Raw genomic sequence first — 16494 nt, 5'->3', positions numbered from 1 at the left:
ACACCGAGCGTGAGCGAGGTGCCGAGTGTTGGGGCAAGAGCGTTTTGCTTACTTTTGCGCTTTTCAAAAGTGAGCCGCTGTAAAAGCGGAACCCATAGCAGCCGTTACCTAACTAACGGATATGTACCCGGTCTGATCCAACATCCTGATCGTCTACCAGGCCGCCGGCGGGAGCAAGCTCCCTCGCCACAGGTCCAGCGCCATAGCCAGAATTGTGTAGATGCCCAAGCCCCGATGGCGCTGAATCAGTCACCTGATGAATCGACTGACACACCGCTATCGGGAGCAAGCCCCCTCCCACATTTGGATCGCGGGGTAACCGTTAGATTGTGGTCAGCTGTCAGGCCGCCGGCGGGAGCAAGCTCCCTCGCCACAGGTCCAGCGCCGTACCCAGAGTCGTGTAGATACCTATACAGCGAGGGACGGTATGCGCGCCAAGGGATCAAGCTGTTAAACTCGCCGCCTGCCAGACACCGACCGAGCTGAAAACACTGTGGAAATCTTCAAGGAATTTACATTCGAATCCGCCCACCGCCTGCCCCACGTACCGGAAGGCCATAAATGCGGGCGCCTGCACGGGCATTCGTTCAAGGTGGCGATCCACCTGAGCGGCGACCTCGATCCCCATACCGGCTGGATTCGCGACTTCTCGGAGATCAAGGCGATTTTCAAACCGCTCTATGAACGTCTCGACCACAACTACCTCAATGACATCCCAGGCCTGGAAAACCCGACCAGCGAAGTGCTGGCCAAGTGGATCTGGAATGAGTTGAAACCCCTGCTGCCTGAGCTCAGTGCGATTCGCATCCACGAGACTTGCACCAGCGGTTGCATCTATCGCGGCGAGTAAGCGATTGCGCGTTGAAGAACCACCTGCGGGTGGTTTTTTTACGTCTGCCACCCCCAATGTAAAGCACCCTTGACACGGCAATAATCCAAACCTAATGTAAAGCACCCTTTACTTGTGGAGATGGTCATGTCGGTCAAACGCTTTCTGGTGGAATTCGCGGTGATAATGCTGGCGTACATGCTGTGCGTCGTCATTTCCAGCGCCTATGTGTCGTCCATGCCCGACGGCGCCGCAAAAATCGCCTTGGCCTTGCTGCCAGTGATTCCGATGATCGCGATGGCGGTTACGATCATCCGCCGGCTGAACGCCATGGATGAAATGGGCCGCAAGATCCAGTTGGACGCGCTGGCCGTGGCGTTTGTGTGCACGGCGCTCACGACCTTCAGCTACGGCTTCCTGGAAACTGCCGGCTTCCCACGCTTGTCGGCCTTTATGGTGTGGCCGATCATGGGTGGCGTCTGGTGCGTGGCCACGATCATCGGCACAAGGCGCTACCAATGAATAACCTGATGCGTCAGTTGCGCTCGGAACTGGGCTGGTCCCAGGCCGACCTTGCCGATCGCCTTGGCGTATCGCGCCAGACCATCAATGCCATCGAGACCGGCCGCTACGACCCAAGCTTGCCGTTGGCGTTCAAGATTGCCAAGGTGTTCGAACGGCCTATCGAAGGGATCTTCGAAGCGCCGACAGATTGATCGACTGTCCAAAGGAGCACATTGCAATGATGCGCCTCGCCACTGCTGCTGATGTTGCTGCCATCGAGGCTATCGTCCAGGCGGCCTACTCGCCGTACATCGAACGGATCGGCCGCAAGCCAGGGCCGATGTTGGAGGATTATCACCAACAAGTGAAAGCCGGAGGCGTACACGTGCTGGAAAATGCCGGGCGGGTTCAGGGTTTTATCATCCTGCTGGATGCTGATGGCGCACTGCTGCTGGATAATCTGGCCGTCGCCCCGGATGCCCAGGGCCTGGGCCTCGGGCGGTTGCTGATGGATTTTGCCGAGCAACAGGCGCTCGCCGCAGGCTTCGCCGCCATCCGCCTGTACACAAATGAAACCATGGCCGAGAACATCAGGCTGTACACGCGCCGTGGCTATGTCGAAACCCACCGGGCCGAAGAACATGGCCTGCACCGCGTATACATGACCAAACAACTCCAGGAGTAACCCATGGAAAACACCTGGCTGGCCCAAGCCAAACGCTTGCAGGCGTTGGCGTCCACGGGGCTGCACTTTTGCACTGATGATTTCGAGCGCGAGCGCCTGGAAGAAATTGCCGAGATTGCCCACAGCATGCTCGCGCAATTGGGCAATGTGCCCTTGGAGCGCATCACCGGGTTAGTCACCGACTTTGCCCAGCGCTATTCGACACCGATGATCGACGTACGGGGTGCGATCATCGAGGACGACCGAATTCTGCTGGTGCGCGAGTTGACCGATGGCTGCTGGGCGTTGCCGGGCGGTTATGCCGATATCGGTTTGTCGGCGGCCGAAAACATCATCAAGGAGATTCGCGAGGAAGCCGGGTTGACGGTCACCGCGCGGGCGCTGTACAGCGTCACGCACAAGGCCAAGGGCTTGTATCGTCCGGACGTGCGGGACTTCTACAAGCTGTACTTCCTGTGTGAACCGGTGGATCAGTGCGCACCGATGGCGGGTTTCGAGACTACCGAAGTGGGCTTTTTCCGCCTCGATGCGCTGCCGCCGCTGTCCCGTGGGCGCACCATCGAGAGTGATCTGGAGGCGGCATTCGCCTTTCATCGCGGCGAGACGACCTACACGCTATTCGACTGATCCAATTTGTATCACCGCTGCACCGCTTTCGTGCCCGACTGGGCACGGCGTACAACCCTTCCTGCGTTTCTCCCATGTTTGGCTATAAATAGTGTGCACGATGCACAGCGTCGACCGTGCGCCTGTCACTGCCGCCGGTTTGGCACGCACGGTGCAGTAGGCCTGCGTCACTCATTCAGGGAGCAAGGCACATGACGCAGCAAGAACCGGGCAATGATTACCCCCTCAGCGAAGTCCCGATGCATGCGCGCAAAGGCCTGGCGTCGACCGCCATGGTGCTGCTGGGCTTTACGTTTTTTACCGCGACCATGTTTGCCGGCGGCAAGCTGGGGGTGGCGTTCAGCTTTATCGACATGCTCGGCGTCGTGGCCCTGGGTAACCTGTTGTTGGGTATCTACGCCGCAGGCCTGGGTTACATCGCGTTCAAGAGCGGGCTGAATTCGGTGCTGATGGGCCGCTTCTGCTTCGGCGAACTGGGCAGCAAGCTCAGCGACTTGATCCTCGGTTTTACCCAAATCGGCTGGTACGCCTGGGGTACCGCCACGGCCGCGGTGGTGCTGGGCAAGTATTTCGAACTGAGCCAGGGCAGCGTGCTGGCGTTGATGGTGCTGTTTGGCCTGGTGTTTTGCGCCACGGCCTACATTGGTTATCGCGGGCTGGAGATTCTGTCCTACATCGCGGTGCCGGCGATGGGCATCCTTCTGTGTCTGTCGATGTGGGTGGCGACCGTGAAAGTCGGCGGGCTGGAGGGGTTGTTGGCGGTGGTGCCGAGCGGTGCGTTGGACTTTTCCACGGCAATCACTCTGGTGTTCGGCACCTTTGTCAGCGGCGCGACCCAAGCCACCAATTGGACGCGCTTTTCGCGTTCGGCCAAGGTGGCGGTGCTGGCCAGCCTGATCGGTTTCTTTATCGGCAACGGCTTGATGGTGCTGATCGGCGCCTACGGTGCCATCGTCTATCAACAACCGGATGTGGTCGAAGTGTTGCTGCTGCAGGGCTTTGCCATGGCGGCGATGGCCATGTTGCTGCTCAACATCTGGAGCACCCAGGACAACACCATTTATAACTTCGCGGTGGCCGGCTGCAACCTGCTGCGCACTAAGCGGCGCAAGACCGTGACCCTGGCCGGCGCGGTGATCGGCACCCTGCTGGCGTTGCTTGGCATGTACGACCTGCTGGTGCCGTACTTGATCCTGCTGGGCACGGTGATCCCACCGATTGGCGGGGTGATCATGGCGGACTTCTTCTACCGTTACCGCGGCCACTATCCGCGCCTGGCCGACGCTCGCCTGCCGGCGTTCAACTGGCCTGGGCTGGTGGCGTATGCGGTGGGCACGGTGCTGGCTTTCAGCTCGCCCTGGGTCGCGCCGTTGGTGGGCATCGTTGCTGCGTCGTTGACCTACATCGTGCTCACCACCGTACTCCGGGTGCGCGCGCCGCTGGCTGACGCCCGCGCATGAGCCTGACCCTTGCCGATGTACTGGCCCTGCCGGGCTTGGAATCAATGCGCCTGCGCGCAGGCGCCGTTGGCCTGGATAATACCGTGCGCTGGCCCTATGTCGCGGAGAACAGCGGGATTGCCGAATGGGTCTTGGGCGGCGAGCTGGTGTTCGTGACCGGGATCAATCACCCACGGGATGAAGCCAACTTGCTGCAATTGCTGGATGAAGCCTGTCAGCGCCAAGTGGCTGGGTTGGTGATACTCACGGGGCCGGCATATATCCAGGCGATTCCCCCGCGTTTGCTGGAGGCTGCCGAAGCCGCCGGCATGCCACTGATCGAACAGCCCTATTCGCTGAAAATGGTGCTGGTGACCCAGGCCATTGGCTCGGCGCTGATCCAGTCCGAGCAATTGGGGCGCTCGCGGCACGATGTGTTGGAGCGCTTGCTGACCGGGGATTACCAATCCCTGGATTTGCTGCTGCACCGTGCAGTGCAATTGGGCCTGTCGCTGGCCGGTCATTGGCAGGTTGTGCAACTGCAATTGGAAGGCAGCGAATGGCTGTTCGCCCAGGGCGATGCCGCCTATGTAGAGGCGCAACTGGCGCGGCAACATGACGTTATCAGTCGGCGTTTGCGTCAGTTGTCTGCCGGGTTGCCGGTGCTCGGGCGGGCCGGGCAATGGACACTGCTGCTGCCGGCGCCGGACGCTGTCGCCGCCTTGGCCAACCGCCAGCAATTGGCCAACTGGCTCAACCCGCTGAACCTGCGCCTGGCGCCGCTCAAACTGTTTATCGGCCTCAGCGCCGCCGCGCACCCACCGGTACGCCTGGCCCAGGCGCAGGATGAGGCGCGCCAGGCGTTGGCCGCTGCGCGGCGTTTCAGCGAGCGGGCCGGGCTCTGCATGTACGACGAACTGGGCGTGCTCAAACTGCTCAGCGGCGTGCGTGATCGCGCCCTGCTCGACCAATTCCTGAATGAACGCCTCGGCCCATTACTGCGCCACGACGTGCACCATGGCCCCAGCCTGATGCCGACCCTGGAAGCCTGGTTTCACGAGAATGGTAACCTTGTGGCCGCCGCCCAACGGCTGGCCGTGCACCGCAACACCCTGACACACCGTGTCCAGCGTATCGAAGCCCTGTGCGGCCTGACGCTGGATAACGCTTATGACCGCCTGGACATCGGCATTGCGCTGATGATCTGGCGGCTGTCTGCCTGATTGTTTTTAGCCAAGAGGAACTTGCCCATGCACATCATCAACGCCCGCCTGCGCAACCGTGAAGGCCTGCATGATCTGCACCTGGAACATGGCCGGATCGCCAGCATCACCCCCCAATCGGGTACAACGACTGCCGCGGCCGACGACTTGGACGCCGCCGGCAACCTGGTGATTCCGCCCTTCGTCGAACCCCATATCCATCTCGACGCCACACTGACCGCCGGCGAGCCGCGCTGGAACATGAGCGGCACCCTGTTCGAAGGCATCGAATGCTGGGGCGAACGCAAGGCCACCATCACCCAGGCAGACACCAAGACCCGCGCCAAAAAGACGATCCAGGCCCTGGCCGCCCACGGCATCCAACACGTGCGCACCCACGTCGACGTCACCGACCCGGACCTCACGGCGCTCAAGGCCATGCTGGAAGTGCGCCAGGAAAGTACGCACCTGATCGACCTGCAGATCGTCGCGTTCCCCCAGGAAGGCATCGAGTCATACCGCAACGGTCGCGAACTGATGGAAGAAGCCATTCGCCTCGGCGCCGACGTAATCGGCGGCATCCCTCACTTTGAGTACACCCGCGACCAGGGCGTGAGTTCGGTGAAGTTCCTGATGGACCTGGCCGAACGCACCGGCTGCCTGGTGGACGTGCACTGCGACGAAACCGACGACCCGCATTCACGCTTTCTCGAAGTGCTGGCCGAAGAAGCCCGCAGCCGTGACATGGGCGCTCGCGTTACCGCCAGCCACACCACCGCCATGGGCTCCTATGACAATGCCTACTGCGCCAAGCTCTTCCGACTTTTGGGGCACTCCGGTATCAGCTTCGTTTCCTGCCCCACCGAGAGCATTCACCTGCAAGGCCGCTTCGATACGTTCCCGAAACGCCGTGGCGTCACTCGGGTCAACGAACTGCTGGAGGCCGGCATGAACGTGTGCTTCGGCCAAGACTCCATCGTCGATCCCTGGTACCCCTTGGGCAACGGCAACATCCTGCGGGTGCTGGAAGCCGGTTTGCACATCTGCCACATGCTTGGCTACCGCAACCTGCAAAGCGCGCTGGACCTGGTGACCGACAACAGCGCCAAAGCCATGGCCCTGGGCGAACGATACGGCCTGGAGCCTGGACGGCCAGCCAACCTGCTGATCCTTTCGGCGGACAGCGACTACGAGGTCATCCGTAGCCAGGGCCTGCCGCTTTACTCGATCCGCAACGGCAAGGTCTTGATGAAACGTCAGCCGGCGCAGGTGGAGTTTGTGTAAAGGCTCTGTTCAGGCAATCGAGTCGATATCCAGTGTTTGCGCCCTCCCCCATTCGCCAGGCATGGCGGGAGGGATACTGGCGACCTGGGCCAGCTCGCGGTTTTCAGGGTGACTGAACCAGCGCCTGAGGCTCGGTTGCAAGCTGGCGCTGTGGGCTTGACTGCCGTAGACATCACGCGCGTCCAAACGGCGCCAGCGCAGGGTCGCAAGGCGCTCACGACTGGTGTGCAAGCGGTCGATCTCGGCGTTCAAGGCTTCGTTGTGCTCATAGCCCCGATCGTTGGCGGGCTTCAGGCGGACCAGTTCGCGACGCTTGTTGCGCAGTTGCTGGCGCATGGTTTCGAGTGCGTGATCGAGCCGTTCAAATTCTCTCGGTGTGACCAAGGGCCCGCTGCTTTCCTGGGTTTGTTGCCAGCGACGTAGCGTCGCCCAAGCGGCAGGGATATAGCTGGCGGTCATGAAGTGCTGATTGGCCTGAAACAGCTGTTTCAGCAGATTGTCACGGTCAGGCATGTCACCGTGGAGTTGCAACGCTCGGTTGCAGCCGGCTTCCTGGATGGACTCACAACCGGGTTTCCACAACACTGAAGAATGCGTGCCATCTGCGAGCATGATCGGCATGAAGTGTTGCTGTTCGCCATGGTGCTGGTAGGGATTGCCACCGAAACGTACCAGGCCGGCCGCAAACAGCAGGCCACCGGACGCGGGGGCGCTGAAGAGTGTGACGGCGCCGGGGATCCAGAGTTTGGCGGTGGTGTTCATCCACGGAGCCGGGACGCTGGGGACTGGATCGTTGTGGTTGACGATGCGGTGGTGGACCAGGCTTGAGGCACCGAGGGTGAATTCGGAGTCGGCGGCGCGCGGGGCACCGTAGGTGTAGAGGAGGATGTTGTGGTTTCCCTCCGGCGCTCGGCGCAGGCCTTCTGCCAAGAGCAAAGCGATTGCGCCACCCAGGCTGTGGCCGCAGATGATGATTCGTTGGCCGGTGTGAAACTGAGTGAGGTAATGCAGCACGAAATCACGCATCGCCCGATAAGCCTGATAAAACCCTTCGTGCGCCTTGCCGATACCCTCGGCGAAAGCCACCTGATGAGCGTCTGCATCCCGTAGCCCATCTGCAGCGCTGGCAGTACCCCGTACCGCAATCAGGATCACCTCATCGTGATGACTGATAAATGCCTGCGTGTCAGTACCAAATTCTTCATCGTCAAAAAAATGCAAACTCGCGGGGTGCTCCTGCTTCTCCGCTAATTCCGGTCGGTTTTGGGGGTACAGCGTGGGATCGAAAGGCAAAATCTCGAAGCGCCGGGAATACGGGACCTCTTCGTAGAGCGGATAGAACCGTTGCTGTTGATCTGCATCGACTCGCCAGGCTTCGTGATAACCCGAGAGCTTTTCAGCAAAAAAATGACCGACGCTTGGGTCGAAGGGGAATCGAACTGCGTCCCGAGGCCGTTGAGGTGGCTCCTGGCCGAAATTGCAATAACTCAAGGTGGCCATCAACGCCAGCTGATACAGGTTCAAGGCACAGAAGCTGTCTTCGGTTGAAAGCATCGGACGCAACGCTCGCAGTGGCCGAACCTCCAGGACGGTATGGTTGTTGGGAAATAATACGATCCCCGCCAAGGTCGATTGGGGCGGCCCGAAGCCAAGGTCCGCCAGCATCTTTAACGCATGCCGCTGGGGTTGATGAGTTCGCTGCGTAACCGGTGGCAAGTGGGCGACATGACGGACCAAGTCGCGAACTTCAACTTGATAAAACCGACTGGTTGTTGGTTGAGCCGGATCACCTTCGGCACGCCGACCGTCGGAGCGAGCAAATCGAGTGTGTTCCGCCCGAATTTGAAGCTCGGTGATAGGGAGCTTGTAAGCTCGGCGCGACATCAGTTGCTGATACAACGGCTCCGTTCCTGAATACAGGTCGTCAAAAACAAGGGCCACAGGCCCACAGTAAATATCTTTGAGTGTGGCGAATCCGTTTCCGTCCAGCCTGCCTTTGTATTCTTGCCCCGCGCTATCGTGAAGGGTGTAAGGCAATCCACCGTAGGCCGTCCCAACGCCGAGTTCATCTGCCAGGCAAAAACTCACCCAATGCCCGCGCAATGGACAAGCCGGCTTGTTATCACTGAAAAAAGGTTGATTCCGTGCGTCCAACATCATGAGTTTGCTCCTTGTTACTTGCACGATGGGTAGACATCACAGATGCGACCATCGGGCATTTTTATAGGCTTAAAGTCGGTGGTATTACCGTTGCAAAACGCGTACAGGTCTTCAAAGCTGTTACCTTTACAACGCTTCCATCCGCCAGGTACTGCCACCCAGGTACCGTCAAAATACGGTTCTTCCTCGTCAATTAAAGTCAGCGTCACCCTGAGTGTCTTTCCCGGCAACTGATCCCGCTGCACCACGTGTCCTGATCGCTGTGCATCTGGGTGACGGGCCGCCTCAAAAGCCTTGCATGAAAGAACCTTGATGATCGCGTGTTGCGGCCCCGCCGTCCGAAACAGCCACTGACATTGCTTATGCAATTCCTGAACGCCCGAATCTGGCATCCCAGGTATATCGGCGTTCGAGGGATCTGTGATTGAGAAACCTGCCAGGTCTCCCCCGACGTCTGAATATCGGGTCCCCCACTTCGCATACGTTCTAAAATCCACACTGCGCAAAACCGTAGGGCACCCTTCAATGATCTCCGTCAGCGGTAACTCAAAACTCACGCGTTCAGCCACCGGTTTGTAACGCGCAATAAAGATTTTCCTCTCGGGCCTTTTGCCTCGACGTCTCGGCAACGTGCAAGTTTCCCCAGTCGCGGGACCATAGTTGGCGCCGCCGATGAAGCGAAACTCCGCCGGCAAATCCACCTCCAACGTAAACCGTTCAACCGGTTTGCTCACGCACCCCGCCAGCCCTATCATCGCCAGCACAATCAACACGCCCCACCTTCGCCTAGCCATTTTTTCCTCCTGTCAATTCCCACTGGGCTGCCACCCGTTCAAAATGCTCTCCCGGTGCCTCCCCACCCCGCGGCCCCCACTGAACGACCGTGCCCCGTGTGGCCTCTTCCAACCGTCGTACCACCAGAAACTCCAGTTGCTCGGGCCTTCGCCACTGCCAGGTGCGAGCCTGCTCCAATACCTGCGCCAGCCAGATTCTTGGGTCCTGGAATTCCGCTAACGCGACCAGGTCTTCACTGTGCTCGGTCAACAGGTAACGCAGGATATTGGCCTGCAGGATGGCTTCAGCGTTCGGGTTGGGGGCGTTCAGCCAAGGCGCGGGGTTGGGCACCGGATGTTCACCGGGGGCCGGGTTGTCAGCCGTGCGCCAGCGCTCTTCGTGCCAGTAGCAAACGCTGAACAACGGGCCGAGGAATTGCGGCCAATGTTCCGCGCGCAGATAGGCCAGTGCGCGTGCCAGGGTGCGGTTGTCGTGAAAGCGGTACATCGATTGCACACCTTCCGGGCCCACCAGCAGCCTGTCACGCCAGTGCCGAGTCACGACGTCCAGGTCTTCGCTTGGCAGGCTGCCCAGCCAGCCCCAGTTGTTCTCGGGCTGCTGCAAAAGGCCGAGCAATGCAGGCTCGTTCATCTGCTCCAGCAACAAAATCACTGGGCCTTGCCCCGCCAGTTCCGCCAAGTCGGTCTCGGCGTAGAGGCTGCGATACTGTGAAACATCGCGCATCGCCAGCAGTGGCTGACAGGCTTCATGCTGCCCCTCAAGGATCAAACACAACCGATGTCCTGCCTGATGCTGTTGATCCATCCATTGGCCTGGCATGTTCTGCATCAAGCAGCCCTCCCCGGCAGATCACACAGGCCTTCGCGGCAGCGCTCGCACACCGGGCAGTAGTCGGCCCCCAGTTGGCTGGCCAGGTTCATGAGGGTGCCTTGCACCACGGAGATCGCTGGCCTGTCGGCCGCCGCTAACGCATTCGCCGCTCGGGTCACGGAGGGTGAACCGCCCAGGGTGATGGGCCGACTGCTGAAGATGCCCCCCGCCTGGATGACCAGGTGCTCGCCGCCCGCCTTGAGGCTCAGTTGCGCCCCGGCATCGATCACTAGGCTGGCACCGGACTTGAGGTGAAGCTGCTGCCCCGCTTCGACGAACAAAGTCTGGCCAACGTGGGTCCGGCTATCGCCGTGTACATCGAGGTGATCGCTGGCCTTGAGTACGACGCTGCGATCACCCGTGACCTGGCGATGCTCCTCGCTGCCCAGGTGAGTGGTGCTCATACCGTGGATGACTTCCCGGCGTTCGCCCGCCACCTCCAACCGGCTGTCATGGCCGACCTGCTGCTCCAGGTCCCGCTGTGCGCGAAGATAAATCAACTCCTCGCCGCGGCGGTCCTCCAGGTACAGCTCATTGGCGCCCGCGCCGCCGGGGGAACTGCAGCTGCGCAAGACACTGCGGGTCTTGTACTGCGGGAGGGGATAGGCCGACCTGTGCGACGCATTCGGCAGGCAACCGTTGATCAACGGTTGGTCCGGGTCCCCTTCCAGGAAGGTCACCAGCACCTCCATGCCCACACGCGGAATCAGCGTTGCACCGAACCCGTCACCGGCCCATCCGGACGCCACCCGGACCCAGCAACTGCTTGTATCATCCGACGTATTCAGGCGGTCCCAGTGAAAGCGCACCTTAACCCGGCCATAAGCGTCGCAATGCACCTCCTCTCCGGGCGGCCCGGTCACGGTTGCGGTCTGGCTGCCATGGATGCTCGGCTTGGGATGTTTGAGGGACGGTCGATGTACCGCTTGCCAAGGGGTCGCCGTGAAGCGATTGCGATACCCCAGGAACCGGTCAGTCGCGGGCGCAGCCTCCTCCAGCACCTGCGGTTGATAGCCCTCGTGACGCACCGAAGTGATGAGCCACAAATCGTTGCAGGACGGGTCGGGGTGATCGCGTAAGTCAAGAAAATGTCCACTGCGCAGCGCGGGTTGATCACTCCTGCCCAATGCCCGAAGACGGTCACGTTGGTGACGCTCCAACCCCCGCCGCGCCAAGCGCTTACCCCGGACATGGCCGCTGAATCCTGCTGGGTAGTGATAATCCTCAAGAGGATGCGCCGGAGCAGAACCGGCGGTGTCCTGCAGAAGCAACGAAGGGTGTTCGAAATCATGATCGCGGCGCACCGTCGCCTGGCTGCGTGTGCCCAAACGCACCTCGAAACGCTGGATAACCTGCGTTTCGGCCTGCGGCCCGCCAGCCGGGTAATAGCGCTGCACCGGCAAGCGGCGAAACACCGTCTGGTCGTCACCGAACACCAACAGATGAGCGTCCGTGCTGTGACGAAAATGGTAGTGAATGCCCTCCTCTTCACACAGCCGCTGGATGAAGTGCAGGTCACTTTCCGCGTACTGCACACAGAACGTGCGCGGCGGATAAACCACGGGGCCCAGCTCGAACACGTAGGCGTCCGCCAGAATGCCATGCTGTTCGAGGACGGCGGCGATGATCTGCGGCACGCTGCGCCGCTGGAAAATCCGCTGGTCGCGCCGATGCGCAAGATAGGCCAGCCGAGGTGCCAGGGTCAGGTGGTAGCGCGTGGTGCGCTGACCTGGGTCATCTCGGCCTATCGCGTAGATATGCCCATGCAGGCCTTCGTTCGCGTCACCGAAATCCAGGTAGGCGGGTTGGTGGAGCAACGTCTCCAGCGCTAGGGAGGGGTTTTCACTCACGACCTGTACGTGGATGAAAAACGCTTGATCAAGGACCTCGCTGCCGTTGAATGCCAGCACTTGGAAGTCGATATTTATGCGTGGAAGAATAAGTTTGAAACGTGACGAAACAAACGCGTTAACCATCCGTTGTTACCCGCCGCTAATGAATGACCGCCCTGAAATACTCTCTCTCGCTAAAGAATAAGTGACCGAGAAAAAAGCGCCTGAACACCTCAAAGCTTAGCGATTACGGGGAAGAATCGGCCGCGTAAAAATAAAAAAGAAGTTTCGTACGAAGAAGTTGGAAGTGTCTTTTACCAAATGAAAAAACGAGGCAATGCGCCACTTCTTAGTCATAAGAAATGCCCTACATTAAAGTTCGTCACGATAACTAACTAACAGAGAAACAGCCGACGCCAAATCACAGCATCAGCCGTTAAGAAACCTCACCCTTGCAGCCGCGCTGCACCGAACAGACTGACGCTCAGCAACGTCTTGTCCTGAGTGAGCAAGCGCACCGGCGCAATGCCACCAGGCATGACCACGGCAATATCACCGCTCTCAACCCAGCCTGCACGCCATGCCGCGCATGCCACGGCACTGGCGCTGGTTCCGGAAGACGCAGTGGGCCCCTCTCCGCGTTCGAACACCCGCGCGATGAGTCGATTGCGGGACTCTCGCGCCGCCCATTGCAGGTTGACCCCAGCCGCACAGGGTTGCCCGCCGCCTGCGGGAGGTGCAAAGGCAATCGCCTTCAAGGCTTCGAACAGGGCGGGCTGCTGCATTTGTGCGTTGTCGGGCAATGCCGACACCCGCTCGACCAACGTCACACAATGGGGGTTGCCCACCCGTACAAATTGACTGGTGGCCCACTGAGGGTTGATCGCCGTCAGCTCACTGATGTGGCTCAGTTCGGCCTCCTCCAGAAAGGCTTGATCAACCCCTTGGGCCCCCACCGCCGAGGGTCCGAACGTGGGCAACCCCAGTTCAAGCCAGAACCCCGCAACGTCCTCACGAACGGACGGCTCCACCCGAGTGGCGACGGGCGATACCGCATCCGTTTTGTCGTGGTGTACGCGCAACTCACAGGCGTCAGTCATCAGGGCCTGTTCGGTCAGTGCCTGGGCAAAAATCGTCAAGCCATTGCCGCTGCGCTCGGCCAAAGAGCCATCCGTGTTAACGATCAACAGGTCAAACGGCGGCTCGGCCTGGAACGGCCCGACCAACAAACCATCACAGCGATGCGCCTTGGCATCAGCCGGGCGTGGTATCGCGCCCCAGCCGCATTCGGAAGCGACGGCCGATGCCGTCCAACGACTGCGAGTACGCGCGGCCAACGCCGCGCTGTCGGGCACCTCAATGCCCTTGTTTCTTAACAAAGCTGGGCTGACCACGCCATAGACGTTGCCGCGGGCATCGTAGAACAGGGTCATAGCGTGGTTTGCCTGAACAGCTTCATCGGGTCGTCCGTTTGGTTTCCTGCACATTCAGGCAACAGCGTATTACAGAACCTACCGACAATGGGAGGCGGCCTGGAAGGTGGTAATCACCGTGAGCACGAAGGGGTTCAAAAGCCCTCACGGAGATTACGCACCTTCCAGGCCGCCTCCTACACACCCGATACTTCTTACGTGGCTGCAAACTGCCCAGCCGTTCCAAGTGTGTAAAAATAAAATTCACGCCCGGCAAAACGCCAAGGGAACCCCGCTCGCGAACCAACGCCTGATATGCAAGGATGTCGCGCCGGACATCGTTCGTTGAACGCCAAACCAAGGACTTTTCATGACTGCCATCTCCACCTCAGCGCCCGTGGTTCCCGGGCGGCTGGAGCAAATGTCGACCCGTATCGCCTTCTTCATTGCCGGCTTCGGCATTGCCGCCTGGGCACCGCTGGTGCCGTATGCCAAAGCCCGTGCCGAACTGAGTGAAGGCACACTGGGCCTGCTGCTGTTGTGCCTGGGCGTCGGCTCGATCATTGCCATGCCCGCAGCGGGTGCCTTGGCATCGCGCTTTGGCTGCCGACGCGTGCTGAGTGCCGGGACGATCATGATCTGCCTGGCTTTGCCGGTGTTGGCGACGGTCAGTTCGATTCCGTTGCTGATGGCGGGTTTGTTCCTGTTTGGTGCCGGTTTAGGCACGGTGGATTCCACCGTCAATCTGCAAGCCGTGATCGTCGAACGTGCCAGTGGCAAGACGATGATGTCCGGTTTTCACGGGCTGTTCAGCCTGGGTGGGATTATCGGCGCGGGGGGGGTCTCGGGATTGCTCGGGTTGGGCCTTTCGCCACTGCAGGCTACCCTGGTGGTGATCGTCATCACGCTGGCGGCACTGCTCAAGGCGGCACCGCACCTGCTGCCGTACGGCAGTGAAAGTTCGGGCCCGGCGTTTGCCGTTCCGCGTGGCGTGGTGCTGTTTATCGGTTGCCTGTGCTTTATTGTGTTTCTGGCCGAAGGCGCAGTGCTCGACTGGAGCGCGGTGTTCCTCAGTGCCGAGCGCGGCCTGGACGAAGCCTATGCAGGCTTGGGTTACGCAGCCTTTGCCTTGACCATGACGCTCGGACGGTTGACCGGTGACGCCATCGTGCGCCGGCTGGGCGCTACTCGGGTGATCGTGGCTGGCGGTGCACTGGCAGCGGTCGGCACATTCCTCGCCACCTTGTCACCGGCTTGGGAAATGGCCTTGCTGGGTTATGCGCTTGTAGGTGCCGGGTGCTCGAATATCGTCCCGGTGCTGTATACCGCTGTCGGCAAACAGAACGTCATGCCAGAGCACATTGCCGTGCCGGCCATTACCACCCTGGGCTATGCGGGGATATTGGCCGGGCCGGCCTTGATCGGGTTCATCGCCCATGGCAGCAGCCTCGCTACGGCCTTCCTGTTGATCGCAGGGTTGCTGGCAGCGGTGGCGGTGAGTGGAAAAATACTGCGGGTATGAACGTTAAGCAGCACGAGCGGCTTGAGTATTTCAAGCAGCTCGTGCCCCTTGAGCGTCTTTAAATTCCCCTCTCTTGCTTGTCCTCTTGCAGCCAGCGATCAAGGCTGTAGTTCTTCAACCACCCATCGTCGTTACGACTGCCGAACAGGCTGAAACCATTGGCTTTGTAACTGTCCAGAGAGTCCATTAACCCGGGTCGCTCCGTGAGATTCTTGGCCAGGTACACCTCTTGCTCAGTGTATTTTTTCAACGGAAACCCGGTGCGCGGATCCCGTACCGCTTCACCGTTGTTGTCCGTTACGTTAGGGTCCTTGCTGATCTCGGCAATCGTTTCCCTTTTCACGTACCGGTGTTTTTCTGAGCCAAAAAAGGCACTGAAGTCTTCCGACTTGTCCCGCCAATCATCAAATTTCCCCCTGAATGCCCGCACGACCTGCGCATCGGTTTTCGCATGGAACGGATCGGCGCTCTGGGTATTGGGGTTGGTATTGCCGATCTGTGAGTCGCCCGCTTTGGCAAGGCTTTCATGGGTAATTTCACCGCCTTTGGCAACAATCGCATCGTTCAGCCGGGGACGGTTGAGTATCTCTCGTGCCAACATGATAGTGCGCTCCGACACCTTGCTGCTGCTGGGTTCTTCTTTGGCTATTTCCTGCAAAGATCCCTGGGTCAGTCGGCCATCTTTCTTGAAGGCATCCAGTAATTGCAGGTTGTTTTTGAGGTCGGTCGCCAGCAAGTGGTCGTCTGAGCTGACAAAGGGGTTCCCAACCTTCGACATGCCTCCATACAGGTTCTGGCCGTCAAAGTGACGATCGGCGCCGTTCGCGAAACGGGTGTTGAATGTCTGCAACGCTGGCAACGGCTTACCCAATGCTCGGTTATCTACCTCATGGCGAAACTGACCATTACCCGCACCTGCTGAGGGATTGTTCGGTGCATTTAATACCGCTATTTGCGTGCGGCCCAGATTATTGACAATTTCCGCCATGATTCACCTCTACCCTATCTAGATTTTCGTAGCCTGGGCCTTGATTACCTGATCCGCAAAACCGACTCGAAATCAACATGGCACAAGCACCGATTGAGTGGTGCTCAGAAGACAATGGTTCCGAAGACTGCCGTCCAAAACGCCGGACTTACCCCAGTGAATCTTGAGCGTTTGTAACCCGCTCACCTGGCCGGGCCATCCATGGCGTGGAACAGCCCACTAGCGGCTGGACAACTTGTGCCAAAGGTTGGCAAATAGGCAGAGCAAAGGATTGGACCCTGGCTCTTCAGTGATCGCTCGAGAGCCTTTGTCAAAATCTTCGGCGGTGGGCGCCTTGAAACTGAA

At 59.8% G+C, this 16494-nt stretch carries 15 protein-coding genes; 9 read left to right on the top strand and 6 right to left on the bottom strand.

What is annotated here, in order from left to right; genetic code table 11:
* Positions 1 to 493: 493 nt before the first annotated feature.
* The 8 genes from queD to codA all read left to right on the top strand — a co-directional run bounded on the left by queD (position 494) and on the right by codA (position 6570).
* A complete protein-coding gene (gene queD, locus AO064_RS29415; RefSeq protein WP_003190259.1) occupies positions 494 to 850 on the top strand; it encodes a 6-carboxytetrahydropterin synthase QueD in 357 nt (118 codons plus the stop codon).
* Between the two features lie 126 nt (positions 851 to 976).
* Positions 977 to 1351, top strand: a complete 375-nt coding sequence (locus AO064_RS29410) for a hypothetical protein (RefSeq protein ID WP_064055464.1) — start codon at positions 977 to 979, stop codon at positions 1349 to 1351.
* Entirely contained in the window at positions 1348 to 1545 is a 198-nt protein-coding gene (locus tag AO064_RS29405) for a helix-turn-helix transcriptional regulator (protein ID WP_064055463.1), read from the top strand. The genes AO064_RS29410 and AO064_RS29405 overlap by 4 nt, the downstream gene beginning before the upstream one ends.
* A gap of 26 nt (positions 1546 to 1571) precedes the next feature.
* The gene (locus AO064_RS29400; protein ID WP_064055462.1) at positions 1572 to 2018 is read left to right on the top strand and encodes a GNAT family N-acetyltransferase; all 447 of its coding nucleotides are present in this window, start codon (positions 1572 to 1574) and stop codon (positions 2016 to 2018) included.
* Positions 2019 to 2021: 3 nt separating this feature from the next.
* Positions 2022 to 2645, top strand: coding sequence for an NUDIX hydrolase (locus AO064_RS29395; RefSeq protein ID WP_064055461.1), 624 nt, complete (start codon positions 2022 to 2024; stop codon positions 2643 to 2645).
* Positions 2646 to 2836: 191 nt separating this feature from the next.
* Positions 2837 to 4105, top strand: a complete 1269-nt coding sequence (gene codB, locus AO064_RS29390) for a cytosine permease (RefSeq protein WP_064055460.1) — start codon at positions 2837 to 2839, stop codon at positions 4103 to 4105.
* Positions 4102 to 5307 carry a PucR family transcriptional regulator gene (locus AO064_RS29385; protein ID WP_064055459.1) on the top strand — a complete coding sequence of 402 codons (1206 nt, stop codon included), beginning with the start codon at positions 4102 to 4104 and terminating at the stop codon, positions 5305 to 5307. The genes codB and AO064_RS29385 overlap by 4 nt, the downstream gene beginning before the upstream one ends.
* A gap of 27 nt (positions 5308 to 5334) precedes the next feature.
* On the top strand, positions 5335 to 6570 hold the full coding sequence (gene codA / locus AO064_RS29380; protein ID WP_046036762.1) for a cytosine deaminase: 1236 nt from the start codon (positions 5335 to 5337) through the stop codon (positions 6568 to 6570).
* 9 nt (positions 6571 to 6579) lie between these two features.
* Here codA and AO064_RS29375 read toward each other — a convergent pair whose 3' ends face one another.
* The 5 genes from AO064_RS29375 to AO064_RS29355 form a co-directional block, all read right to left on the bottom strand.
* Complete coding sequence (locus AO064_RS29375; RefSeq protein ID WP_064055458.1) at positions 6580 to 8730, bottom strand: lipase family protein; 2151 nt, start codon at positions 8728 to 8730, stop codon at positions 6580 to 6582.
* Positions 8731 to 8744: 14 nt separating this feature from the next.
* On the bottom strand, positions 8745 to 9524 hold the full coding sequence (locus AO064_RS29370) for a hypothetical protein (RefSeq protein ID WP_064055457.1): 780 nt from the start codon (positions 9522 to 9524) through the stop codon (positions 8745 to 8747).
* Positions 9517 to 10353, bottom strand: a complete 837-nt coding sequence (locus AO064_RS29365) for a DUF4123 domain-containing protein (protein ID WP_064055456.1) — start codon at positions 10351 to 10353, stop codon at positions 9517 to 9519. Before AO064_RS29365 ends, AO064_RS29370 begins: the two co-directional genes overlap by 8 nt.
* Positions 10353 to 12371 carry a type VI secretion system tip protein TssI/VgrG gene (gene tssI / locus AO064_RS29360; RefSeq protein ID WP_064055455.1) on the bottom strand — a complete coding sequence of 673 codons (2019 nt, stop codon included), beginning with the start codon at positions 12369 to 12371 and terminating at the stop codon, positions 10353 to 10355. The genes AO064_RS29365 and tssI overlap by 1 nt, the downstream gene beginning before the upstream one ends.
* 302 nt (positions 12372 to 12673) lie before the next feature.
* Complete coding sequence (locus tag AO064_RS29355; protein WP_064055454.1) at positions 12674 to 13660, bottom strand: diaminopimelate epimerase; 987 nt, start codon at positions 13658 to 13660, stop codon at positions 12674 to 12676.
* Positions 13661 to 14009: 349 nt separating this feature from the next.
* Here AO064_RS29355 and AO064_RS29350 point away from each other — a divergent pair, with 349 nt between their 5' ends.
* The gene (locus tag AO064_RS29350; RefSeq protein WP_064055453.1) at positions 14010 to 15161 is read left to right on the top strand and encodes an MFS transporter; all 1152 of its coding nucleotides are present in this window, start codon (positions 14010 to 14012) and stop codon (positions 15159 to 15161) included.
* A 58-nt stretch (positions 15162 to 15219) separates the two neighbouring features.
* Here the strand turns inward: AO064_RS29350 and AO064_RS29345 are convergent, their stop codons facing one another.
* Positions 15220 to 16149 (bottom strand): hypothetical protein, encoded by a 930-nt coding sequence (locus tag AO064_RS29345; RefSeq protein WP_082894006.1) that lies wholly within the window; start codon positions 16147 to 16149, stop codon positions 15220 to 15222.
* Between the last annotated feature and the right edge of the window lie 345 nt (positions 16150 to 16494).

The organism is Pseudomonas marginalis, assembly GCF_001645105.1.
Taxonomy (GTDB): domain Bacteria; phylum Pseudomonadota; class Gammaproteobacteria; order Pseudomonadales; family Pseudomonadaceae; genus Aquipseudomonas; species Aquipseudomonas petroselini.
This window is presented reverse-complemented; position numbering and strand designations above follow the sequence as displayed.

Coding starts and splice junctions, on each gene's coding strand:
- AO064_RS29410 (WP_064055464.1), top strand. CDS start 977: ATGTCGGTCAAACGCTTTCTGGTGGAATTCGCGGTGATAATGCTGGCG.
- AO064_RS29365 (WP_064055456.1), bottom strand. CDS start 10,353: ATGCAGAACATGCCAGGCCAATGGATGGATCAACAGCATCAGGCAGGA.
- AO064_RS29355 (WP_064055454.1), bottom strand. CDS start 13,660: ATGACCCTGTTCTACGATGCCCGCGGCAACGTCTATGGCGTGGTCAGC.
- AO064_RS29385 (WP_064055459.1), top strand. CDS start 4,102: ATGAGCCTGACCCTTGCCGATGTACTGGCCCTGCCGGGCTTGGAATCA.
- AO064_RS29345 (WP_082894006.1), bottom strand. CDS start 16,149: ATGGCGGAAATTGTCAATAATCTGGGCCGCACGCAAATAGCGGTATTA.
- tssI (WP_064055455.1), bottom strand. CDS start 12,371: ATGGTTAACGCGTTTGTTTCGTCACGTTTCAAACTTATTCTTCCACGC.
- codB (WP_064055460.1), top strand. CDS start 2,837: ATGACGCAGCAAGAACCGGGCAATGATTACCCCCTCAGCGAAGTCCCG.
- AO064_RS29375 (WP_064055458.1), bottom strand. CDS start 8,730: ATGATGTTGGACGCACGGAATCAACCTTTTTTCAGTGATAACAAGCCG.
- AO064_RS29350 (WP_064055453.1), top strand. CDS start 14,010: ATGACTGCCATCTCCACCTCAGCGCCCGTGGTTCCCGGGCGGCTGGAG.
- AO064_RS29405 (WP_064055463.1), top strand. CDS start 1,348: ATGAATAACCTGATGCGTCAGTTGCGCTCGGAACTGGGCTGGTCCCAG.
- AO064_RS29370 (WP_064055457.1), bottom strand. CDS start 9,524: ATGGCTAGGCGAAGGTGGGGCGTGTTGATTGTGCTGGCGATGATAGGG.
- codA (WP_046036762.1), top strand. CDS start 5,335: ATGCACATCATCAACGCCCGCCTGCGCAACCGTGAAGGCCTGCATGAT.
- AO064_RS29400 (WP_064055462.1), top strand. CDS start 1,572: ATGATGCGCCTCGCCACTGCTGCTGATGTTGCTGCCATCGAGGCTATC.
- AO064_RS29395 (WP_064055461.1), top strand. CDS start 2,022: ATGGAAAACACCTGGCTGGCCCAAGCCAAACGCTTGCAGGCGTTGGCG.